The sequence below is a fragment of the Borrelia duttonii Ly genome (genome assembly GCF_000019685.1).
GTDB lineage: Bacteria > Spirochaetota > Spirochaetia > Borreliales > Borreliaceae > Borrelia > Borrelia duttonii.
On the sequence record NC_011229.1, the window covers coordinates 309430 to 333802 of the forward strand.

General features: G+C 28.4%; 26 protein-coding genes. All 26 read right to left on the reverse strand.

Features of this window, described 5'->3' with window-relative positions:
• Positions 1–4: 4 nt before the first annotated feature.
• Genes BDU_RS01435 through BDU_RS01560 form a run of 26 tightly spaced genes read right to left on the reverse strand, consistent with a single transcriptional unit; the run spans position 5 to position 24295 of the window.
• Positions 5–1174 carry a flagellar hook-length control protein FliK gene (locus BDU_RS01435; RefSeq protein ID WP_012538051.1) on the reverse strand — a complete coding sequence of 390 codons (1170 nt, stop codon included), beginning with the start codon at positions 1172–1174 and terminating at the stop codon, positions 5–7.
• 3 nt (positions 1175–1177) lie between these two features.
• Positions 1178–1792 (reverse strand): periplasmic-type flagellar collar protein FlbB, encoded by a 615-nt coding sequence (locus BDU_RS01440; protein ID WP_012538052.1) that lies wholly within the window; start codon positions 1790–1792, stop codon positions 1178–1180.
• Positions 1785–2216, reverse strand: a complete 432-nt coding sequence (locus tag BDU_RS01445; protein ID WP_012538053.1) for a hypothetical protein — start codon at positions 2214–2216, stop codon at positions 1785–1787. The genes BDU_RS01440 and BDU_RS01445 overlap by 8 nt, the downstream gene beginning before the upstream one ends.
• Positions 2213–3520 (reverse strand): FliI/YscN family ATPase, encoded by a 1308-nt coding sequence (locus tag BDU_RS01450; protein ID WP_014696167.1) that lies wholly within the window; start codon positions 3518–3520, stop codon positions 2213–2215. Before BDU_RS01450 ends, BDU_RS01445 begins: the two co-directional genes overlap by 4 nt.
• A 16-nt stretch (positions 3521–3536) precedes the next feature.
• Positions 3537–4457: a flagellar assembly protein FliH gene (fliH, locus tag BDU_RS01455; protein ID WP_041177696.1), complete on the reverse strand. Its 921-nt coding sequence runs from the start codon at positions 4455–4457 to the stop codon at positions 3537–3539.
• 14 nt (positions 4458–4471) lie between these two features.
• Positions 4472–5506 carry a flagellar motor switch protein FliG gene (fliG, locus tag BDU_RS01460; RefSeq protein WP_012538056.1) on the reverse strand — a complete coding sequence of 345 codons (1035 nt, stop codon included), beginning with the start codon at positions 5504–5506 and terminating at the stop codon, positions 4472–4474.
• Positions 5507–5521: 15 nt separating this feature from the next.
• The gene (gene fliF, locus BDU_RS01465; protein WP_012538057.1) at positions 5522–7228 is read right to left on the reverse strand and encodes a flagellar basal-body MS-ring/collar protein FliF; all 1707 of its coding nucleotides are present in this window, start codon (positions 7226–7228) and stop codon (positions 5522–5524) included.
• A 13-nt stretch (positions 7229–7241) separates the two neighbouring features.
• The gene (fliE, locus tag BDU_RS01470) at positions 7242–7571 is read right to left on the reverse strand and encodes a flagellar hook-basal body complex protein FliE (RefSeq protein ID WP_012538058.1); all 330 of its coding nucleotides are present in this window, start codon (positions 7569–7571) and stop codon (positions 7242–7244) included.
• Positions 7572–7586: 15 nt separating this feature from the next.
• A complete protein-coding gene (gene flgC, locus BDU_RS01475) occupies positions 7587–8045 on the reverse strand; it encodes a flagellar basal body rod protein FlgC (RefSeq protein WP_014696170.1) in 459 nt (152 codons plus the stop codon).
• A 26-nt stretch (positions 8046–8071) separates the two neighbouring features.
• Positions 8072–8479 (reverse strand): flagellar basal body rod protein FlgB, encoded by a 408-nt coding sequence (gene flgB, locus BDU_RS01480; protein WP_012538060.1) that lies wholly within the window; start codon positions 8477–8479, stop codon positions 8072–8074.
• Positions 8480–8511: 32 nt separating this feature from the next.
• On the reverse strand, positions 8512–9864 hold the full coding sequence (gene hslU, locus BDU_RS01485) for an HslU--HslV peptidase ATPase subunit (RefSeq protein WP_040236142.1): 1353 nt from the start codon (positions 9862–9864) through the stop codon (positions 8512–8514).
• A complete protein-coding gene (gene hslV, locus BDU_RS01490) occupies positions 9864–10406 on the reverse strand; it encodes an ATP-dependent protease subunit HslV (protein WP_012538062.1) in 543 nt (180 codons plus the stop codon). The genes hslU and hslV overlap by 1 nt, the downstream gene beginning before the upstream one ends.
• A 12-nt stretch (positions 10407–10418) precedes the next feature.
• Complete coding sequence (gene dprA, locus BDU_RS01495) at positions 10419–11363, reverse strand: DNA-processing protein DprA (RefSeq protein ID WP_012538063.1); 945 nt, start codon at positions 11361–11363, stop codon at positions 10419–10421.
• A 5-nt stretch (positions 11364–11368) separates the two neighbouring features.
• Complete coding sequence (locus BDU_RS01500) at positions 11369–12058, reverse strand: tetratricopeptide repeat protein (RefSeq protein ID WP_012538064.1); 690 nt, start codon at positions 12056–12058, stop codon at positions 11369–11371.
• Positions 12059–13255, reverse strand: coding sequence for a cell division protein FtsZ (gene ftsZ, locus BDU_RS01505; RefSeq protein ID WP_012538065.1), 1197 nt, complete (start codon positions 13253–13255; stop codon positions 12059–12061).
• A 20-nt stretch (positions 13256–13275) separates the two neighbouring features.
• On the reverse strand, positions 13276–14517 hold the full coding sequence (ftsA, locus tag BDU_RS01510) for a cell division protein FtsA (RefSeq protein ID WP_012538066.1): 1242 nt from the start codon (positions 14515–14517) through the stop codon (positions 13276–13278).
• Complete coding sequence (locus BDU_RS01515; RefSeq protein WP_012538067.1) at positions 14517–15260, reverse strand: cell division protein FtsQ/DivIB; 744 nt, start codon at positions 15258–15260, stop codon at positions 14517–14519. The genes ftsA and BDU_RS01515 overlap by 1 nt, the downstream gene beginning before the upstream one ends.
• Positions 15261–15291: 31 nt before the next feature.
• Positions 15292–16386 carry a putative lipid II flippase FtsW gene (gene ftsW / locus BDU_RS01520; protein ID WP_041177697.1) on the reverse strand — a complete coding sequence of 365 codons (1095 nt, stop codon included), beginning with the start codon at positions 16384–16386 and terminating at the stop codon, positions 15292–15294.
• Positions 16387–16405: 19 nt separating this feature from the next.
• Positions 16406–17461, reverse strand: coding sequence for a phospho-N-acetylmuramoyl-pentapeptide-transferase (gene mraY / locus BDU_RS01525; protein ID WP_012538069.1), 1056 nt, complete (start codon positions 17459–17461; stop codon positions 16406–16408).
• A 23-nt stretch (positions 17462–17484) separates the two neighbouring features.
• Complete coding sequence (gene murF, locus BDU_RS01530; protein ID WP_041177698.1) at positions 17485–18879, reverse strand: UDP-N-acetylmuramoyl-tripeptide--D-alanyl-D-alanine ligase; 1395 nt, start codon at positions 18877–18879, stop codon at positions 17485–17487.
• An 18-nt stretch (positions 18880–18897) separates the two neighbouring features.
• The gene (locus BDU_RS01535) at positions 18898–19179 is read right to left on the reverse strand and encodes a hypothetical protein (RefSeq protein WP_012538071.1); all 282 of its coding nucleotides are present in this window, start codon (positions 19177–19179) and stop codon (positions 18898–18900) included.
• Positions 19172–20065, reverse strand: a complete 894-nt coding sequence (rsmH, locus tag BDU_RS01540; protein WP_012538072.1) for a 16S rRNA (cytosine(1402)-N(4))-methyltransferase RsmH — start codon at positions 20063–20065, stop codon at positions 19172–19174. The genes BDU_RS01535 and rsmH overlap by 8 nt, the downstream gene beginning before the upstream one ends.
• The gene (locus tag BDU_RS01545; protein ID WP_012538073.1) at positions 20058–20888 is read right to left on the reverse strand and encodes a hypothetical protein; all 831 of its coding nucleotides are present in this window, start codon (positions 20886–20888) and stop codon (positions 20058–20060) included. The genes rsmH and BDU_RS01545 overlap by 8 nt, the downstream gene beginning before the upstream one ends.
• Before the next feature lie 3 nt (positions 20889–20891).
• On the reverse strand, positions 20892–21959 hold the full coding sequence (locus tag BDU_RS01550) for a hypothetical protein (protein ID WP_193333504.1): 1068 nt from the start codon (positions 21957–21959) through the stop codon (positions 20892–20894).
• A gap of 31 nt (positions 21960–21990) precedes the next feature.
• Complete coding sequence (locus BDU_RS01555; RefSeq protein ID WP_012538075.1) at positions 21991–22749, reverse strand: hypothetical protein; 759 nt, start codon at positions 22747–22749, stop codon at positions 21991–21993.
• 31 nt (positions 22750–22780) lie between these two features.
• On the reverse strand, positions 22781–24295 hold the full coding sequence (locus tag BDU_RS01560; protein ID WP_318250775.1) for a DNA repair protein RecN: 1515 nt from the start codon (positions 24293–24295) through the stop codon (positions 22781–22783).
• Positions 24296–24373 lie beyond the last annotated feature (78 nt).

A 24373-nucleotide genomic window follows, 5' to 3' on the forward strand; every position in this document is an offset into this window, starting at 1 on the left:
CATTTTAAACAATTAAATTAACATTTTCCTCTAAATCACCAGAAAATTCAACATAATCTTCAATTCTAAAAACCTGACTCTCCTTTAAAGAATGTCGATGACCCTCAAAATCATCCTTAAAATTACTACCAGAAGAAAATCCCAAATCACTACCTGCAAGAGAAAGATTTAAACTAGTATTAAAACCATTATCACTTAACATTTTATTGAGTGAATACATATTTTGTTCAAAAAGAGTCCTAACATTATGATTATCAACTATTATCTTTCCTAATAAATTATTATTAGAATCAAGATTTAAATTAATTCTTATACTACCAAGTTTTTTAGGTTTTAAAATCAACCTAATCTCTCCTGTATCATTCGATTTTAACACAATTTTAGCCTTATTCACAATATTACGATTAACTTTCAAATTCCATTCTGACATCAAATTATCATCAATTTGACTTAAAAAAAATTCTTTTATATTTTTTACACTAGATCCAGATAGATTATCCATAAATTCGCTAGAACCATCAAATGTTTCCTTTAAAGCATATTTCCCAACAGAACTATCATTATCAACTAATCTAAATCTAGAATTTGTATTCAAAAATTCCTTAACACCACTATTCTTCTTAAAATTTTTAACATCAATACTAATCAAATTTTTTTCTTTTTCTGTATTCTTTTTTATAATACCCAAATCTCCACATTCAAAATCAGTACCAATATTGAAAAAATCAGCATTAAAAACAAAATTTAAATCACCAATTAAAGTAGCAAGTTCAGATAAGACCTTCTCAACATTACTTAACATTTCTCTTCTATCAACAAATTCAGAATCAAAAGATAAATTTTCTCTTAAATTTTTCAAACTTTCAAAATCAAATAAACTTCCTGTTTCTTTAAGCAAGGATTTAAAGTCAGACATAAAATCTTTATCTTTAAATTTTTCCAACACAAAAGAATGATTTAAAGAAAGATTTTTAGAACTTTTATTTATAAGCCCATTACTCTTTAAAAACTCTAACAATGAAATTCTTAATTTAGACATACTTTGAATTTCTGAAGAAATAAAATCTGCAAAACCACCCTTTTTATCTTGACTTAATAAACTAGCATTTATAAAATTAAAATTTTTATTTAACTTTGATAAATTAACATCAATAATTTTACTTAAATTACTCATACATTACTCCAATGCACTAACAGACATTTTTCTAATCAATACAGCAGCCTTCTTAGAATCCATAAGAGACAACCAATAAGGCACAATAGATGCTCGTCCTTCTTTTTTGGCTATATCTTCTACTTTACGCATATAAGATATAGCAATCTCATCATTAAGTTCTTCAATTCTTTTAACTGCATCTTCTGGTGGCATATTAATCAAATATAAAGCAGCCTGTGCAAAATTTGCATCCTCATCTCTATACTTGTTAACAATATCATCAATTAACTTTTGTTTTAAATCCAAATCTTTTTGTTTTTGATTAAGTTCCGCTTCCAATTTATTTAAATTATCTTCCCTTTTCTTTAATTCTTCTCTCAATTTTTCAACTTGTTGACTCTTAATATAAATGGCCTCTTTTTCTTTTATCATCCTAATCTCATCAAGACTAATATGTGTATAATCAAGTAACTGCTCATCATCTTTAAAAAATAAAGTTCTAATATACTTGGGCAAATAGTCTCTAGTATGATATATACCAAATAAATCTGTTAAAAAAAAAGAAAGTCCTAAGAAAAAAATAACCAAAAATAACCACAAAAAAAATCTAAATAAAAATAACAAATAATTATTCATTATTCTTTCCTAATTTCTTACAAATCTTATAATTAACATACTCGTCTAAAGACAAAATCTCACTTCTTATTTTACCTTTAATTATAGTATTATTTAAAGTTTTTATTAATATGTCAACCTTTTTTTCTTCTGCATACTTTTTTAAATAAATATCATAATATTTATTATACTCTCTCTTAAGCTCCTCAAGCTTTTTTATCTCTTCTTTTTGTTTTAAAGAAATATAATCCAAATAATTTCCTTTCAAAAAAAGGTCTGCACTATTTAACTTACAAAGTCCTTTAATAACACCTTCCAAAAATTCTTCTATTTTTACAATCTTATTATTAACATTCATCAAATCATTCTCACTAAATTTTCTATTATAGGTTCTAATGGTTAATATTTTTTCAAATTTTTTTTTCTTTAAAATTAAATCATTCAAGCTAATATTTCTCTCATTTCATTATCCAAATTTTCAAAATCACATTCTTCCTGCATCCCTTGGGATAAAAAATCAATAATTTTTGGATATTTTGCAATAGCTAAATCAACTTCTTTATTAGAACCCTTAACATAAATCCCTGTTTTAATTAAATCCTCATAGCTTTTATAAATTGATAACAAATTCCTAATTTTAGATATCAATTTTTGTTTCTCAAAATTGACTATTCTATGAAGAGATCTTGAGGTTGAATTTAAAATATTTACCGAAGGATAAATTCCTTTATCAGACAAATCTCTATCTAAAATAATGTGTCCATCCAAAACAGCCTTCATATTATCAGATATAGGTTCACTAAAATCATCACCCTCAACAAGCACAGTATAAAATCCTGTAATACTACCCTTTGCATTAAGTCCTGAACGCTCAAGCAAAATAGGAATTTCCACAAAAACAGACGGAGGATATCCTTTAGTAGCAGGGGGCTCTCCCATCGAAAGACTAATTTCTCTTTTAGCATTTGCAAATCTTGTAATTGAATCAAACAATAACATAACATCCATTCCACAATCTCTAAAATATTCAGCCACTAATGTTGCTGTATAAGCCCCCTTATATCTTGAAATAGGAGACTCATCAGAAGTTGACACAATTAAAACACTTCTATTAAAACATCCATTTCCAAGCTCATATTTAATAAACTCATTAAGTTCACGACCCCTCTCCCCAATAAATGCAATGACATTAACATCTGCTTTTGAATTCTTAGCAATCATACCAAGCAAAGTAGACTTGCCAACACCAGCACCTGAAAAAATACCTACACGTTGTCCCCGTGCCACTGGCAAAAATCCATCAAGAACTCTAACCCCAGTAACTATTTGCTCAGTAAAAACACCTCTATCTAAGGGATTAATACTACTAAAACTTAATTCTTTATAATTATTACCAAAAAACGGACCTTTGTTATCAATAGGCCTCCCAAGCGAATCAATCACCCTTCCAAGTAATTCATCACTAAGATTAATTTGAGGTTTCTTATTTAAGGAATAAACTTTATCTCCAACCTCAACCCCATCAAATCCTTCATAAGCCATAAGACTCACACAAGATCCATTAAAACCTAAAACTTCCGCATATATTTTTTTTCCACAACTCTGCTCAATTAAACATAAATCACCAATACCACATTTTGGACCTAAACTTTCCAGCAAAAGTCCTTTAATTTTTTTTACCCTACCAATAAGAGATATAGTATGAATATCATCTAATATATTTGAATAACCTTCAAAAAAATTATCCATCAAAATTCCTCAGTAGCTAGAATATAGAAGAAAAATTTTTAAATCTCTCCTCTATCCTATCAAGTTGAGATGAAATTCGTGCATCTATCTCACCAAAATCAGTCTCAATAATACATCCACCCTTTCCTATATTAACGTCCTCAACAATTTCAAGATTTTCTATAAAATCAAATTTAGAAATAAATTCATGTTTTTGATGACTTACAACATCTATATCATCGAGATTCACACGAATAATAATACTAGTTTTACTTTTTATTTTTTTTAAAGCCTCATTTACATTTTCTATAACAACACCTTTTTGAGAATCTATGATTTTTTTAACCACTTTAACTGCAATTTGCATTACAAGATTCATTATGTGTTCACCTGAGGACTCAAGAATTTCCTTTCTTTTTGCAATCAAAGAAGATATAATACCATTCAATTTCCCAAGTATTTTATCAAAATCTTCACGTCCCTTTTGAAATCCATCATCATATCCTTCATTTCTCCCTTTTTCAGTCTCAATTTCAAGTTCTCTCTTTAATTTTTCTTCATGTTCTTTAATTATCCTTTGAATTTCCAAATTAGATTCTCTCTCAATTGCTCCTTTTTTATCTTCAGCCTCTTTTTGTAAACTTTCAGCTTTCTCATTAGCCAAACTCACTATTTCATTAGCCTGTTCCCTAGCTTTCTCAAGAATTTTAGAACATTCAGCATCAATTTCTGCCTTAATAAGTTCATGTTCATGTTCAAGTTCTTCTTGTAGTTTTGCCTTTTGACTCATTAAAGTTTCAAGCTCATTACGAAGCTTAACACTACGACTCTCTACATCAAAAATTTCATTTTCTTTTCTCTTAACTTCTAATGATTTAAAGAGAGGATTTGCAATTTCAACAAACTCTAACTTTACTGCATTTACAATTTCTTTTGATTTATATAAAACCTTAGGCAAATACAACTCCTTTATTAGATAAGCACATCTTCCTCACCACCTCTAGAAATTACTATTTCACCCTGCTCTTCTAATTTTCTAATAAGAGAGACAATTTTTTGTTGAGCTTCCTCAACATCTTTACGTCTAGTGGGACCCAAAAATTCCATATCTTCTTTAAGCATTCCAGCGGCTCTCTTAGACATATTCTTGAAAATTTTTTCTTGTACAGGAATATCAACTGATTTTAAAGCTTTTGCCAATTCCTGACCATCGATTTCCCTTAAAATACGCTGTATTGATCTGTCATCAAGAAGCACAATATCTTCAAATACAAACATTTTCTTCTTAATTTCTTCTGCAAGCTCAGGATCTTCTTCTTCAAGAGATTCAATAATAAATTTCTCTGTTTTACGATCAGCCATATTAATTATTTCAACAACATTATCAACACCACCAGCTGAAGTATAATCTTCTGAAGACAAAGAAGCCAATTTTTTTTCAAGAACTCTTTCAACCTCTCTTACAACTTCAGGAGAAGTTCTATCCATCAATGCTATTCTTCTGGCAACATTAGTTTGAATTTCAGTAGGAAGACTAGAAAGAATAAATGAAGCCTTTTGGGGATCAAGATATGACAGTATCAAAGCAATTGTTTGTGGATGTTCTTGTTGAATAAAGTTTAAAATATTAGCAGGATCTGCTCTTCTAACAAACTCAAAAGGTCTTGATTGCAAAGCAGAACCTAAATTATTAATAATATCCACTGCCTTTTGAGTACCAAGTGATTTCTCAAGAAGTTCTCTAGCATAATCTATACCACCCTTTTGAATAAATTCTTGGGCCATCATTAATTCTTTAAATTCCAAGAGAACACTATCTTTAAGCTCAGAAGTCACAACATCAAGTCTTGCTATTTCAAAAGTTAAAGACTCTATTTCTTCTTGAGAGAGATATTTAAATATTTTTGATGAAATATCAGAACCTACAGAAACTAATAAAATAGCAGCCTTTTGTTTTCCTGTTAAAGTAGAAACACCAAATATTTCTTTTTCTTTTTGATCTTCCATATAAACTATTATCCTTTATACATTCTTCACAATCCATGTCCTAATAAGCTTAGCAACATCTTCGGGTTTCTCTCTAGCTAAAATTTCAGCATTACTTTGAAGTTCATCCTCTTCTCTAAATCCACCAACAACATCATCAATCCCAATATTATCACCATCCATTAATGCCTGTTGACGTCTTAAATGTGCTTGTCTTGCAAATTCTTCTTCTCTAAGACGTCTTCTTCTCTCAAGTTCTCTAGAAATAATGAAAAACACTGTAAATATTAATATCAATAAAGCAATTATTATACTTACAACAAAAATAAGAAATTTAAATTTTTCACCTGCAAAATAATCTTCATCTATTTTTCTAAATTCACTTGATCTATCAAAGATAATATTTCTAACAGTAATTGAATCACCTCTTTCTGGTTTATACTCAAAAGAACTCTGCAAAACATCAGTTATACTTTTTAAAGTCTCATCAGAAATAGGCTTATACTCCCTTTTTCGCATCCCATTTTCCATAACGAAATTTCCAGACTCATCATAAACAAAATCCCAAATACCATCTATAAAAATTCCAAGCGAAATCCCAGAAACTCTAGCAGGTTCCTTTTCACTTAAAGATTTTTTTTCATTAAGAGCAACATTTTTTATTTCTTTAAACTCATTTGATTTTCCAATAATATCGCTCATATCTCGGTATTCAGGAGGAGTATTACCTTCCTGTCCAGGAGGACCCCATGGACTATAACCTTGTCCTTCATACTCTCTCTTATGTACTTGAGAAGAAATTAATGTAGAATCACTCACTTTTCTTGTATTATAAGAAACTTTTGGATCTTGAGGTTCAAGCTCAATAGGAGCATACTCTTTAGATTCTGTAGTTTGCTTTGAAGTATCTAATGTAACATTAACCCTTGCAATCATAAATCTATCACTAGACAAAACCTTACTTAAAGCAAAATCAATCTCATCACGAAGCATAGATTCATATTTTAATTTAAGTTTTCTTTCCTTCTCAGCTAAATCAATTCTATCAACACCATCTAAATTAGAAAAATCATTTAAAATGGTTCCTTTATTATCAACAATAACAATATTATCTGCTTCAAGACCTTCAACAGCATATTGAATTAACTTAACAAGACCTTCTACTTTTTGACGATTAGTTGCAATATCAGAACCAGGTTTAGGAGTAATTCTAACAGACGCTCTCACAGATTCTTGTGATTCTTTAAAAAGAGCTTTTTCTGGCATAACAAGATTAATACTAACAGCATCAACATCATCAAGAGCAACAATATGTTGCTCAACAGCTCTTGTAATTGACCTTCTAAGATTAATATTCCTCTCAAAATCAGTAATAGTCCATCTATCAATATCAAAAAGAGACCAAGGATCCATATGCATAGGAATAAGCTCTTCTCTTACAAGAATTGCTCTTATTCTCTTAGACATATTTTCATCACTTAAGTAAATTCTTCCATCAGCAGTAATAGTATACTTTGCATTCTCTCTATCCAATCTCTGCACTATTTTATCTAACAAGTACTGATCCTTAATCGAAATACCAAAAAGAGCAATACCTTGTTTTCTAGTAGAAAAACTCACCAAAAAAACAAGCGACAAAATTATAAATAAAGCAATAACCCCAAAAGCCACTTTTTGAACCATAGTGGCTTTTTTTATCTTTTTACTTATTGATGCAAAAAACTTAGTAATAAAATTGTTCAAACTGCATAGCTCCTTAACGAATATTGATTACATCTTGATAAGCCTTTATGCTTTTCTCAACAACAGCTTTTGTAATACTTAAATTCATATTAGCTTTAGCCATTGATATTACAACATCATGAACATCAACACTATCTGGATGCAAAATAGCTTGCTGTGATACTTTATACATATCCAACTGACTATTATTAACATTAGATATCAAATTTAAAAAAAGTTCTCTAAAGGTTCCTGCTTGTTTTTCACTCTTAACACTAAAATCAGAAAAACTTTTATCAAAATGCAAAGGATTTTTACGAATTAAATAAACATTACTATCTGTAAAAAAAGAATCTACTTTCATTTTCTACAAACCTCCTTAATTTTGAAGTATTGATAATGCACTCCTAAACATTGATTTACTACTATTAATTACAGAAGAATTTGCTTCATAAGCACGAGAAGCAGAAATCATATCTACCATTTCTTCAACCACATTTACATTAGGAAATTCCACATAACCTTTCAACTCTCCAGATTTTATTGCATCAGGATGAGTTGGATCATATTGTAGCTTTAAAGGAGACTTGTCTTTTTCAATACCAGAAACTCTGACGCCTTGTCCAACTCCATTATCAAGATAATCAGGAACAAAAGGCCCCTTCCAATATGGACTTACAACTCTAGGAGCAAAAATTATTCTCTCTCGTCTATAAGCTCCCCCATCAGCAGTCCTGGTAGTTTCCACATTTGCAATATTATTTGCAATAACATCGAGTCTTAATCTTTGAGCTGTCAAACCTGTCGAAGCAGTATTAATACTTGAAAATAATCCCATATACAAATATTCCTTGAGGTTATAACTTATTTTATTACAATATTTACACTTTTAAAATGATGAGCTTGAATATTTGTAAATAATCCATACATCATTTGGTTCTGAACAAGACTTTTCATTTCAGAATCAATATCAACATTATTGCCATTATTATTCAATGTTGAGAGATGATCAAGCATTCTTTGAGGTTTAACATCTAAATATCCTAACTCTTTAAAACCATCTAAATGTTTATTATTACCTCTAATCAAAGACAAATTATTTGTCTTTTCATTCAAAATTGCTCTCTCAAGCTCAGCCTCAAAAGTAACCTTACTTCTCTTAAAATTCGGAGTATCCACATTTGCAATATTATCAGCCACTACACTTTGTCTTAACCCAAGAACATCTAAATACCTATGTGTCAAATCTACTGATCTTTGAAAAATATCCAAACTAATATCCTCATACTACAAATTGTTTTTTACTATATTATATAATAATTTAAGTCTTTTTGTTCGTTAATTTTTATTTTTTCATCAACATAGTCCAAATTTATTTCAATTTTTTTCAACTTACTACCAGGTGCTTCAAAAAAAAGATCGGCAAGGATTTTTTCCATAACTCCATGCAATCTCCGTGCACCAAGATTTTCTCCCTCAAAATTCATATTAAATGTAAGTTCAGCAATCCTATCAATTGCCTCTTCAGTAAATGTTAAGGTTAAATTATAAACTTTAAACATCGCAATGTACTGTTTTATCAAAGAATTTTTAGTACACTTTAAAATATTTTTAAAATCATCTATACTCAAACTTGTAAGTTCAACTTTAATTGGAAACCTACCTTGAAGCTCTGGTATTAAATCAGATGGTTTAGATAAATTAAATGCACCAGCAGCAATGAACAAAATATGAGAAGTATCAACTATTCCATACCTAGTATTAACTTTAGATCCTTCAACAATTGGCAAAATATCTCTCTGCACACCTTCTCTAGATACATCATTTCCAGTTCTATTTTTAGTAACTATTTTATCTATCTCATCAATAAAAACAATACCCATATTTTCAACCCGTGATTTAGCAATATCTACAATATTTTCATAATCAACTAATTTTTCAAGCTCCTCAGATATAATTATCTCTCTAGCTTTTTTTATTTTTAACTCTCTTCTCTTTTTTCTATCAAAGATATTATTAATAAGACCCCCAATACTCATATCAATCTCTTCTAAATTACCACCTGAAAATATTTCTATAGTAGAAACAGGCATCTTACCCGAAACATAAACATCGATAAGATTCTCATCAAGCTCACCTTTTCTTAACTGTTTTCTAAACTTATCTCTCAATTTATCACGAACTCTCTTCTCTTCATCAGTAATATTATCATTCTCAGAATTCTCAGAATTTTTTAAAAGTTTATCAATGATTCTATCCTCAGCACGCTTACTTGCTTCTTCTTTAACAGAATCATACATCTCTTCTCTTACCATATTAACTGCAATACTCATTAGATCACGAATCATAGATTCAACATCACGACCAACATAACCTACCTCAGTATATTTAGTAGCCTCAACTTTAATAAAAGGAGCCTTAATAAACTTTGAAAGTCTTCTTGCAATTTCAGTTTTCCCAACTCCAGTTGACCCAACCATAATAATATTTTTAGGCATAACATCGTCTCTTATTTCTTTAGGAAGTTTAGACCTTATATACCTATTAACAAGAGCAATTGAAACCAATTTCTTTGCTTCTGACTGTCCTATTATATACTTATCCAATTCTGCAACAATTTCTCTAGGTACTATACTTTGATCCTCAATCTTATTCATCAACCAATCTCCTCAAGCACAATATTTGAATTTGTATATATACAAACTCTTGCTGCTATCTTTAAAGCTTTAAAAGCAATATCAGCAGCACTTAATTTTTTATTTTCCATGTAAGCAAGAGCTGCTGAGTATGCATAATTTCCACCACTACCAATGGAAATTACATCCTCTTCAGGCTCAACAACATCTCCAGTACCTGAAATTAATAAAATATTATCAGAATCAGCAACAAGCATCATTGCCTCAAGTTTATGCAGTATTTTATCAGATCTCCAATCTTTTGCAAGATCCACAGCGGCTCTCTTAATATCAATAATTCCATCTTCTCTAGACTTCACCTTTTCCTCAAATTTCTCAAAAAGAGTAATAGCATCAGAAGTCGAACCTGCAAATCCTGCCAAAATCTTTCCATTAACCAACTTTCTTATTTTTACAGCATTAGATTTTAAAACAGTATATCCAAAAGTCACCTGCCCATCTGCTGCTACTACAGTCTTTCCTGCCCTTCTTATTGCAATAACTGTGGTTCCTTTAAAATTCACGACGTCCCCTCCCTATTTAGATATTTCATTCAATAACTCACTAATAAGCATACTAGATATATCTCCACCTATACAACAACTATCCATATCATCAACAATTTCAAGCTTATTATACTCAACATTTAAAACCTTATAAAGATCTGGTACTGATTTTATTTCTAAGGCTCCAGAATCATATAAATCCCTAGAACCATCACCAGAATAATTAACATCATAAACATAAACATCAAGACCAACATCAAGTCCAAGTTCAGCAGTAATTAAAGCACCTGACTTTTTTGGTGCACAAGTAACAAAAACAGCATTTGCAAGACCAGCCACTATCCTATTTCTTTTTGCAAAAAAATAATTTTGTATCTTCTCATAAGGCAAAGTCTCAGTCAGAATACCTCCACCATTTTCTAAAAGACGAGCAACATATTTTCTATTTTGCTTTGGATAAATATTATCAATATCTGTCGCAATAACTGCATATGTCCTCTTTTTTTCAATAAGTGCACCAATATGAGCCGCAATATCAGCACCTACTGCAAATCCAGATATTATCTCGATATTATTCCTAGCAAGATGAGATGACAACTCTTTAATTTTATTTGCCAAAAAAGTACTAATCTGTCTTGACCCAACAACAGCCCAAGATACAGAATTAGAATCTGGAAGATTCCCTTTATAATAAATGACAAATGGAGGATCATAGATTCTCTCTAATTTGAAAGGATAATCTTTAGACCCAAGAACTACAACCTTTGTACCCGTCTTATTAATAATTTTTTGTTGCAACTCTATTAATTTTAGGTCTGGAAGCTTATGGATTTTTTTAAAATCTCTAGATAAATAACTAGAAATATCTCTTAAACTTAATTTACAAAGTTCATTGAAATCAAAATTATTAAAAATCCTAAGCTTTTCTTTGCTCTTTAAAAATTTTAAATTATCAACATAAAGTAATTTGCACATAAAAACTACTTAAAATCATTTATTATTTTACTAACTCCCTCTATCTGTTCTTGAGTTGAAGCCTTACTTTTTGCTTTATTATAAAATAATAAAGCATTATTAAAATCACCAAGAGAATAATAATTTGCACCTCTTAACATCAAAAACTCAAAATAATTTTCTCCCATAAATTCAAGTTTACTTAAATAACCTTTAGCTTCTAATTGCTTATCAAGATCATAAACATACATAGTAGAGAGAGCAAAAATTGCTTCCTTAAAATCATCTTTAAGAGATATCGATTTTAAAAAAGAATTTTCAGCAAGAGTAAAATACTCCTCTATCTTGTCTTGAGTTTGCATTCCCTTAGCTAAATTATAAGAAGAAACACCTATATAAAAATGAGACAAATGATTATCGGGTCCATACTCTAAATTTTTATTTAAATATTCAATAGCAGGCAAATATTGACCAAGCTTAATAAGCTCAAGACCAATTAAGATAAAAAACCTGGCCTTCTTATCAATAGAATTTATTATTTTTAAAACATTTTTTTCTTCCCTATCAATAAATTCTTTATAAACTTCTACCTTTTCTAATGAACCACCACCAGATAATTCCACTTCTCTGATTCTAAGTCCAAGATTTGATTTTTCTTTAGCTCCATCACCACAAGAAACCCATAGTAACAAAAATACCGATACACATCTCTTCATTCAATTGTCGCCATTTTTCTTATTTAAATTTCTAAGAAATGTGGGAACATCAATATCATCTTCAAAATAATTCACATTTTTTGATTTTGCTATAAAATTATCATTAGCCCCATAAGTCACCCCAGAAGCATCTTGACTACCTGACATTAAACTATCAAATTCTTTTGAACTTAAAGTATTATTCTCAACAACTCCAGATAGGTCTTTTTGTTTTTTAGCAGAAAATCCAGTAGCAACAACTGTAACATAAATCTCATCATCCAGATTTGAATTAATTGCATGTCCATATATTACAGTAGCCTCATCATCAACACTAGCAGTAATAATTCCCATAATCTCTTCAAGTTCAAGCAATGAAAAATCTTCACCCCCAGTTATATTAACAAGAAGACCCTTAGAACCTTCTATTCTAACTTCCTCAAGTAAAGGATTACTAATAGCAGAAGTAGCAGCATCAACTGCCCTATTCTCACCCTTGCCATAACCAATACCCATTAAAGCATCTCCTTGCCCTTGCATAATACTCTTAACATCAGCAAAATCAATATTGACTTCTCCATGTTCAATAATAAGACCTGCAATTCCCTGTACACCCATTCTAAGTACATCATCAGCTCTCTTAAATGCATCCTTAATCGTAGTTCGTTTATCAACAACTGTTAAAAGCTTTTGATTTGGAATAATGATCAAAGTATCAACAGATTTTCTTAAATTATTTATTCCTTGCTCAGCAAGTCGCATCTTTTTAGGTCCCTCAAATTTAAAAGGCTTAGTAACAACTCCAACTGTCAAAATCCCAAGTTCCTTAGCAACTTGAGCAATAACAGGAGCAGCACCTGTTCCTGTTCCTCCTCCCATTCCAGCAGTAATAAATACCATATCAGCACCTGCTAAATGATTTTTAATAACATCAATGTCTTCTTCTGCTGCAGCCTGTCCAATTTCTGGTCTACCACCAGCCCCAAGACCTGCTGTAACTTTAGCACCAAGAGCAATCTTGATGGGAGCAATAGACGTTTGAAGAGCCTGAAGATCAGTATTTGCTACAATAAATTCAACATCTCTTACTCCATATTCAATCATACGATTGACAGCATTACTACCACCACCGCCTGCACCAATTACTTTAAGAACCGTAGGATTTGTAGCAGAATCAAACCTTTTTGAATGACTATCAATAATATTATAATCTTTCATTTAAATGCCTCCATGACCAATCAAAACCACTCCTTCAAAAACCAACCTTTCAATTTTGAAGATATTTTACCTTGTCTTTTAGATTTATTATTTCCTTTTTTCAACTTATTAAATTTTTGTTGCTCATGTTTATACAAAACAAGACCAAGAGCTGAAGAAAATTTAGGATCAATATACTCTTCCCCAACCCCATTAATATTCATTGGAAACCCTATTCTTGATGGATACTTAAATATTTCTTCTGTCAAATTAGAAATACCAGGAAACAAAACTCCCCCTCCAGTCAAAACAATCCCTCCATTAATCTTATTATAAAGTCCCCTCTTAACTATTTCGGCTTTTATCATCTCAAAGATTTCACTTAATCTCGAACTAATAATTATAGCCAACTCTTTTCTACTCTTTTCTTGAGGTGGTCTAGTTCCAAGATTAGGTATAATAACACTTTCCATTTGAGTCTCAAGAGCAGAAATATGGGCAACTCCAGCTGTTATTTTAATATTCTCAGCAACATCTTCGGGAACTTTCCAAACTTGTGCAATATCAAGAGTCACTCTATTTGCACCTATAGGAATTACTCCTGTATAATAAGGAGAACCATCAACATAAAGAATGATATCGGTTGTACCTTTTCCCATATCAATAAACAAAACTCCCATTTCACGCTCCTCTTTAGATAAGGTAGCATAAGATGAAGCCAAACTTCCAAGAACAACCTCATCAACAGAAAATCCTGCTCTATTTACACATCTAACTAAATTCTGACTTGAAGAACTAGATCCTGTAATAATATGTACTTCACCTTCAAGACGAATTCCCATCATATCTATTGGATTTTTTATATGAGGGATTCCATCCACAATAAACTCTTGAGGAATTACATGTAAAATTTCTCTATCCATTGGAATTACAATTGCCTTAGCAGCCTCAATAACACGTTCAACATCTTCATCACCAATTTCCCTGGTCTTTGAATTTATTGCTACAACTCCACGAGAATTAGTACCCTCAATGCTACTACCTGACATAGAAACAGAAAGAGTAGCAATATCACACCCAGAAATAAGCTCAGCAGCCTCAATAGAATTCGATATCGAATCAAGAGCTGCCTCAATATTTATAAGGACTCCTTTTCTAACACCCCTTGAAATGCTAGTGCCTATTCCAACTATCTCCAATTGATTGTTCAAATTTACCTCAGCTACAACAGTACAAATTTTTGAAGTTCCAACATCCAATCCTACTATCAAATCCCTAGACACTAATTCTCTCCTAACAAAATGATATCACCACTTCTTAAATCAACAATATCAAATCCTTCCTTAAGTAAATTAGATATCATGAATACCTTATGCATTACACTTATTAAATCCATATCCATTCTTATCAATATCTTATTATATATATTCTTTATATACAAAATAATCTTGTAATCATAGAAATTCAACTTCAAAAAATTAATTTCTGATATTAAATTATACAAAGTATTTTGATTTATTTTAACATAGTTAAGGTTCTTTATAATAGTTAACATCCCATCCTCTAAAAAATCACCAACTTCAATGCCAGTTAAATTCAATCCGCTAATTATAGGCAAATCATAAATCAAATCTTTAGATTTCTCTAAAATAACACCATCTGAGGCAATAAAATAATAGACAAAACTACCATTAATATTCTCATAAGCAGTAGCCACAGGAACTCTTCTCTCAATATTGATGCTAATCATATTAGGAAATTTAAGTTTTATCTTCACATTCTTTACTCTTAAATCCTTCATAATATTCTTCTCATAAATACTAATATCAGCATTATAATAATAAGTATTAGGCTTAATTCCTGAAATACTTAATATATCTTCCTTAGAAATATGAATGTCATCATTGAAACTAATATACCTAATTAAAAAATAAGGAGAAATAAAAATAATAAAAATAATTTCAAGTAATATAAAAGATATTATTACATAAATATAAATAATTAAAATTTTTCTATAAATCCCCATAAACCTAAAACTAAATCACAATTACTCTAAACTATGTACCCTCAATATCTCTTGAGACATTTGAAATAAGACCAGAGAGTGCCATCGTAACAACAATAGAAGAACCACCTGATGAAAAAAATGGCAAATTTATACCTGTAGGGGGCAAAAGTCCAATTGCAATCAAAATATTCATGATACTTTGAAGAAAGATTGCAAGACTTGAAATAAACGCAAGAAAAAATTTAAACTTGGTTTTAGCATGAATGGCAACAAAATATCCAAAATAAAAAAATAAAAAAAACAATACAATAGCAAAAAAAATTCCAAAAAACCCTAATTCTTCTCCAAGTACAGAAAAAATAAAATCAGAATTAGCCTCAGGAAGTCTTCCAAGCTTCATCTCACCCATTCCAAGCCCCTTACCTAAAAGACCACCACTCTTTAAAGCATTAAGTGACGATATTATTTGATATCCCTTTCCCAAAGGATCATCATAAGGATTTAAAAATGCAAAAATTCTTGCAACCCTATAAGGTTCAAATAATAAAAACAGCATAGCAATTGGAATAAAAGTAAACAAAATAGCAAAAATGTATCCTAATGACATTCCAGCAATAAACAAAACAATAAAAAAAAGAATAGCAAAATAAATAGCTGTTGAATAATCATTTTGTAAAATTATAAGCAACCAAAAAATACCAAAAATTAACATAGGTTTAAGCCAATAAGAAATATAATTATTTGCTTTTAATTTAAACTTACTCAAATAATTTGCAAGATAAATTGTAAAAGAAACCTTAAAGATTTCTGATGGCTGAATACTGATACCTTTAAAAAATATCCATCTTTGTGCTCCAGAAACACTAGGAGAAAAAAAAGTCGCTAAAACTAATGCAAAAGTTATACACAATATAACAAAAACTATTTTTTTTAAAAAATCTAAAGAAATCTTATCAAAAATAAAAAACACAATCAAACTTAAAACAAGATACTTAAGACGCATTAAAAATAAAAAATTAGGATCCCCTGTAAGTTCCAAACTTAAAAAAAATGAAGATGTATAAAATACAATAAGACCATAAGAAATAAGTGAAAATAAAACAAGAAAATAACATTTTCTAAGAGAGGTTTTCTCTACAAACATAACTCCCAATCTAAATTTCTTATCTAATCTTAATAGTACTTAAAGCAAGTATAGCAAATATTAAACCTATGATCCAAAATCTAATAACAACCTGCATTTCAGACCACCCAAGCTCCTCAAAATGATGATGAAGTGGCGCCATTTTAAATACCCTTTTTTTGGTTTTCTTATAAACCACAACTTGAATAATTACAGATAAAGTTTCTACAACAAAAACTCCTGCAAGGATTGCAAAAAGAATTTCACTCTTTAAAATCAAAGCTACCATTCCAAGTACTGCACCTATTGAAAGACTACCAGTATCACCCATCATTATTTTAGCAGGATATGCATTAAACCACAAAAATCCAAAACTACCACCAAGCAAAGCCCCAAGAAATATTACAAGTTCTTCACAACCTTTAACATTTGGAATATTTAAATACAATGCAAAATCAACTCTACTTGTAAGATATGCAATTATTATTAAAGCACCTATTACAACAATACTAAGTCCAATAGCAAGTCCATCAAGCCCATCTGTTAAATTAAAAGAATTAGATGCAGATATCAGAACAAACATCCCAAATGGAATATATAAAATTCCCAAATCTAATTTGAGAGATTTGAAAAATGGAAAATAAAGTATACTAACATGTTCTCCACCAAAATAGTAAAGCATAACAACTGAAATAAAAGAAAATAATATTTGCCCATAAATCTTAAATTTAGGATTAAGTCCATCCGAATTTTTCCTTTTTATTTTAAGCAAATCATCTGTAAATCCCAAACACGCAAAACTAACCATAACAAACAGTACAATTAAAAAATAAATATTAAAAAAATGAATCCAAAAAAATAAAGAAACTAAAACACAAAAAAAAATAAGAACACCACCCATAGTAGGAATTCCCATTTTTTCACTTAAATGGCGTTTTGGTCCATCCTTTCTTAAAATTTGATCCAATTTTAATTTCTTAAGCCTTGAGATAATAAATGGACCAAAAATTAAAGCAAGCAAAAATGCAAAAATAGTAGCATAAGCGGTTCTAAAAGTAATATATTTCAATAATCTAAGTCCTAAAAAACAAAACATAAATCCTCTCTTCCACCATTAATTCAAAGATAGTCAAGCACTCTCTCAAGTCTATTTGTCCTTGACCCTTTAATCGCAATAAAACACCCTGATTCTAAAGCATTTACAAAACAATCAATAAAACTCTCAAAATTATTAAAATAAAATAAACAACTATTTGAGGATAGACTATCAACTCTCTTAACTGCTTGAAATTCTTCACCAATTAAAAAAACCTTATCAAAATTCATTAAAACAACTTCTTCTATAGCTGTTTTATGAACCTCATATGCAAATTTTCCAAGTTCTTTAAAAGACCCAAGAACAATGATTTTTCTATCTTTAATCTCAAGATCTAAAATCATTTCTTTCAAAGCCATAAATGAGCTTAAATTACCATTATAAGAATCATTTAAAACCAAATAATCTTTTATTCTTACAAGTTCTGCTCTACCCTTTTGAAAATCAGCATGTAACAAACCATTACGAATTTCATTTTCACTTAGTCCAAGAAATAAAGCTAAATTAATACAAGATATTGCATTGCAAATATTATGTTTCCCGGGTAATAAAATGGAATAATCACATCCTTTATAAGTAAAATCATAAGAAAATTTATCATTTACAAATGAAAATGATCTAATTTGAAGATTATGAAATTCAAAATAAAAGATATTGATATTTGGGTTTACAGATTTGGCTATTTCTTCTAGATATACATGCTGAGGACAACTTTCATTTAAAATTAACATTTTGGTATCTTTTGTAATAATTTTACTCTTCTCATAAGCAACAATTTTTAAATCCTCAAAAGCTTGCATATGAGCATAACTAACATTTGTTACAATAACAATTTCAGGATTTAATATCTCAGCAATGATATTCATCTCTCCAACATAACTAATTCCTACTTCAAAAACAGCATACTCTTCATCTCCTTTGGTTCTTAAAATACTCAAAGGCAATCCAATATCTGAATTTAAATTTCCCCAAGTTTTGCAAGTTTTATATCTCTCTGACAATATACTGTAAAGCATCTCTTTCGTTGTAGTCTTTCCATTACTACCTGTAATAGCTATTCTTTTAAAACGTGTTTTTTTAATAAAGTGAGCTGCTAAATTTTGAAGACAAGTTACAACATTAGTAGTTAGCAAAAAAATTAAATCCTTATCTTTTTTTAAATATTCAATACACAAAAGTTCCCGATCTTTAGAACATACAAAACATTTAACACCAATATCAATTAAATATTTAACAAAAAAAAATCCATCTACCCTATCACCTTTATAAGCAAAATAAAGACTAACTTCACTATTCTCTACATTTATCTCACGACTATCTAGTGAATAAAATGATACAATTTTTTGCACATTACTAACATCACCAATAAATTTAACATCCTTTAGAGAATCTAAAATATCTTTAATTTTTATATGCACCAAATATCCTCATAGATATTATCGTTTAATAATATTAATATCTTTATTATCTTTTTTTTCTAAATCTAAATAATTTTGACTAAGATCTTCTATTCTATCAATACTTTGAAGCTCATATATTATGGTCAACAATCTAAGATTTTCATCAATAATATCATTTTGTTCATTATTCAAATCATCAAACTCACGTAACTTTACAACATATCTAAAATTAAAATAAATATTTAAACATACTATAATTGTTAATAGCAAAATTAATAAACAGTAAAAACTAATTTCAAATCTTTTAATCTTACTCATATAATTTTTTTACAGCCCTTAGCTTAGCACTTCTTGATGCATTATTGTACTGTTTTTCTTTAAAACTTGAGGTTATAGGTTTTTTAGTAAGTATGCAATACTGATCTTTAGTCAAACCTTTAAAAAATTCTTTTACAATTTTATCTTCCAAAGAATGAAATGTAATAATGGCCAAAATTCCATTCTTTGACAAATTTGCTATCCATAATGGCAAACTTCTCTTTAAACGATCCAACTCATCATTAACATAAATTCTTAATGCTTGGAAAGTTTTTGTTGCTGGATTTATTTTAAATTTTACATTAGGATACGCTTTACAAATTATTCTCTGGAGTTCTCTTGAGGTTTGAATCTTATTAATTTTTCTATACTCTAAGATAGCCTTAACAATTCTCCTAGAATAATATTCACCACCCAATTCATAAATCAAATTTTCAAGCATTTCTTTATCAAAAGTATTAACAATATCATAAGCACTAATACCCCCATCAGAAGGAAAAAGCCTCATATCTAATTTTTCATCTTCCAAAAAAGAAAATCCTCTACCACCAACTTTGTAATGAAACATAGAAATACCAAGATCAGCTAAAATAAAATTAAATCGACGATGTAAAGAATATTTACAAAAAAAATCATCAAACCAAGTATTAGAATAGGAAATTCTTTTACTAAATTCTACAAGAGATTCTTTTGCCCTATTCAAAACAACATCATCTCTTTCAATTCCAATAACATTAATATTTTGATATTTACTAAGTACAGCTTTTGAATGACCACCTTCTCCAAGAGTACAATCAACAAAAACAAATCCATCATCTAAATATATAGTTTCTACAAGATTAATAACATCCTCAAGAAGCACAGGAATATGAAAAATGTCACCCATTAAGTGTAAACCTGTAAGTTAAACTATTTTCGACATTATAAACATCCCCATATTTGATTTTAATCTCATTACTACCATTAGTAAATTCAAGATTATCTATCTTAATACTTCCATTATTTTTCTTTAAATCAAAAACATTTAAATTATAATTTTTATTTCCAGAAACAACGTATGAATTACCATTTAAATACATACTTTGAAAATCAATACGAAAAACACTGTTATTATTTAATAATACTTCAAAATAATAAATACCACTAAGAATTTTTGATTCCTTAGCAACATCTCTTTTTAAAAAATTCAAAACAAGAGTATAATTCCCTAACTCTAAATCTAGATCTACATTCTCTTTTAATGAAAATACAATATCATCTTTACTTTTTAAAAAAAGTTCAGACACAAAAAAAGAAGAAATAATATTTAAATTATTTCTATTTTTTATAACAAATAAAGGATTAATTATCTGTCTATTATAGTGATCAACCACTACGATATCAAAATTTTTATTATCCATTAAAAAAACTTTATCATCCTTATAAACAAAATCACCAAAAAACTCCAAATTAAAATTTAAGTCTTTATCAAAAATGATTAAAACACTCTTATCATATTCATTTATCTTATTCTTGGAATATAAGACTTTATAATTATTTGAAAAAATAGAAAAATGAGTATCTAAAGCTCTCAATTTTATACCAATATTTAAAGTATCATTTTTAATCTCTCCAAAATCATCAATCAAATCAAATTTTTCATCCTTGCCAAATTCTAAAAATGAATATAAATTAGATATACTAAATAAAAAAAGAAAAATAATTATCATTATTTAAAGTCCTAAGTATTTTAAATCACTCTTATCATTAAAATATAAAATCCCTTTATCAAATTCAACATACGACCTTACCTTATCTTTGAAAAAGATATTATCAAACAACCTATAAGAATTTACAGAATAAGTCCTTATATTGATTATACTACTATTTAAATCATAAAAATATATTCTATATGTATTTGATAAAGAATCATAACAAGCTTGCAAAACAGAATTTTCATCATTAATCCTAAAAGTTTTACCACTCTTAATATTAAGTATTAAAAAGGAATCGAAAGTTTTAATAAACAAATTATAAAATTTATCTATCTTAAAAAAAGGATTAAAATCTTTTATCTTTAAATCTTTTAAAGATAAAACCTGATTATATCCATGATCTAAATTAATTACCTCTAAAGAATAAAATTCATTCTGCCTTAAAATACATAAATATTTGTTATCTAAGCTTAATTTAACACATATAATGGGCAAACCAAGATCTAATAAATCACCACTATAAATACAATTTCCATGCTTATATACATAAACATTTCCATCAGATGCCCCTAAAACCAAAACACCATCATTATAATCAACACTTAATATTGAGGCTACAAATTTAAAAGAAAAAATTTGACTCCCATCTTCTCCATAAACTTCTAAAGTTTTATATAAATTATTTAAAGCAAAAATAGCATCACCTTTTGTAAATACAAGATCTTTATATGATAAAGAAAATAAAAATTTATTTGTATTTTTAGAATATATAGAATAATTATTTTGGGATTCACCAAGTACATAATAATGCTCAGAAAAACTAACCAAACGATCATTTATAACATGATAATAATATTTATTTAAATCTAGATTTAAGATTTGATCTTGCATAAAAACATTATTATTTGAAAACATTTCAACCAAATTATCATATTTTGCAAAATGATTAAATTTATAAGAAGTCGAAACATCAATTGTTACCCGCAATAAAGAATTAACTAATATGATAAATATCAACAAAAAAATCGACAAGAAGAAAAATCTCATTTTGATAAATTTCGTTGAACTTTCTCTATAAAGATGCATATTTATTACGTCCTCTCCCAATCCTTAAATTCTATTTATTTTTGCTTAAATCAGACTTAAATTTAACAGACCATACTTCATAAAATTTAGAAAATTTTTCAGCCATCTCCTTTTGAGAAGTAACTGTAGCTAAAATTTTTCCAGCCTGAATATAATTTAAAATTTGCTCTGTCAATCCATAAGCCCCATTTGCTTCATACCTTGATCTTAATAAAAATGCCCCTTCTTCTAAGAGTTCTAAAGATTTAGTTAGATGCAATAATTGAGACTTATAAAAAGGACTATCAATAACTAAATTTTTTGCCAAATTTTTAAAGTCAATAAAATTTTTTGCCAAGATAATAAACTTCAAATATATATCTTCTAAGAGAAAAATTGACTTGGAATCTCCTTTACTAAAATACATTCCCAAATCAATAAGATATCCCAATTTTCTAATAATTAAAAATCTCTCTTCAGGATTTAATTTAATAACAGATCCATTTGACACAAGCTCACTAAGAGATATGAGTAAAGAAGGGCTTACAAATAATGAAAAATCAGAAATAAAACTAAAAAGATTTGTTCGAAAATCATAATTAACCTTCAATCGAGGCCTTGTATAAAAATAATTTAAAGATAAAATATAACTTAGAACATTTAAATTCAAATTAATAAAATTAACGGTTTTATTTGAATCCACCCCAACTTTACCAGATTTTTTTACATTCTTTATTTCATCTAAAGTTTGCAAAATAAGACTATCAATAAACAAAATTTTTTGATAATTTTCATTATGCACTAAATCCATAAATACCTACACTTGCAATCAATTATTACTTTTAAAAGACTACTACATACCCAAAATTAATATTACTAATATTACCATAAAGCATTCTAACAATTCCTAAAACACTCTCATAGGCAAACAACAAAGACACCTCCTTAAGCACAAATTCTCTTTTAATACACTTTTCTTTACTAAAATATAAAAAGTTTGCAATATTAGTAAGATAAGTGACAATAAATATATGCATATTTTGCGATAAACTTTTCAAATATTTACCCAAAGTTACATTAAACTTACTCTCTATAGCATAATCAATACCATTAACTATTATATGATTATCATCAATGCTTTGAACACTCTGAATAGTCAATATTGTTTTTAAAATCTCCCCTACAGATGCAACTCTATACATTATTGATTGCACTTTTAAAGCAATATAATTAGAAATAAAAAACTTTAAATCACCTACAGCTGCCAAATTCATTTTACCTTCAAATACTGATACAAAGAATTTTACATCCCTCATATTAAATTTATGAAAAATCTCAATTACTCCCGATGCAAATTTTAAAGCAACTGTTTTTATAATATTTGAAATACCAAATGATAATTTTTGCAAATTTTCAAACAAAACATTTAATTTTTGCTCATTAGCTAATTTAAATGTTGCAATATTAAGCAACAAATTAATAATCTCACTATACTTATTTACTAACACTATAACATTTTTAAAATTTGGTCCATATTTTTTATTAAGACAAGGAAAAAAATATAAACGTCTATCTACTAATTCAAGCTCATTTTCATCACAAGCTTTTCCAAGACAAACTCCACTATAATCGTGACCAATATCCTCAAGTTCATAGTAAAAATTTTTAAAACAATTTTCAAATTCAAAATAACAAATATTTACTTTTAAAAAATACTCAGCATCACAAATCACCTTTATTATCTCTCTTAAACAACAAACATTATCATCCAAGTTTAAAACATTTCTTAAATTTAAGATTGAATTATATATAGATTTGTAACTTTTAAGTTCATTTTTAATTGTTTTTTCATATTTCTCTATATTATCACCATACAATTTTTGTTTTAAAATAAAACCATAATAACTATTTAAACACCTAATATACGATTTAAACTCTAATTTATATGTTTCTAATTTAATATTTAAATTAACATAATCATTCAAAATATTAAGACAATCTAAAATATTTTTTAAAAATAAATATTCCCAATTTTGAAAACAAATTTTAAATTCCATATTAAAAATCGAATTTAATACGAAAATAGAAATTGGCTTGTCATTGACATAATAATGACCCACAATGACATTTACAAAATCAAATATTATTGTTTTTAAATCTTTGACCAAAATTCCCCTAAAAAATAAACAACGTCTAAACTCATCACTTGCTTGAAATTTAGCAACTAAAACATCTCTACATCCTTCATTAGAAATTACATCATGTTTAATTTTGTAACCAAATAAATAATAAAATAAAGACAACAACAATATACCCCTGATATTATCAGATTCATCCTCAAATGCAAATAATCCCACATTTAGCCTCATATAAAACTTTTTAATTAAAATCAAATTTTTTATAAAAAGTTCAATCAATATATGACACATAAAATA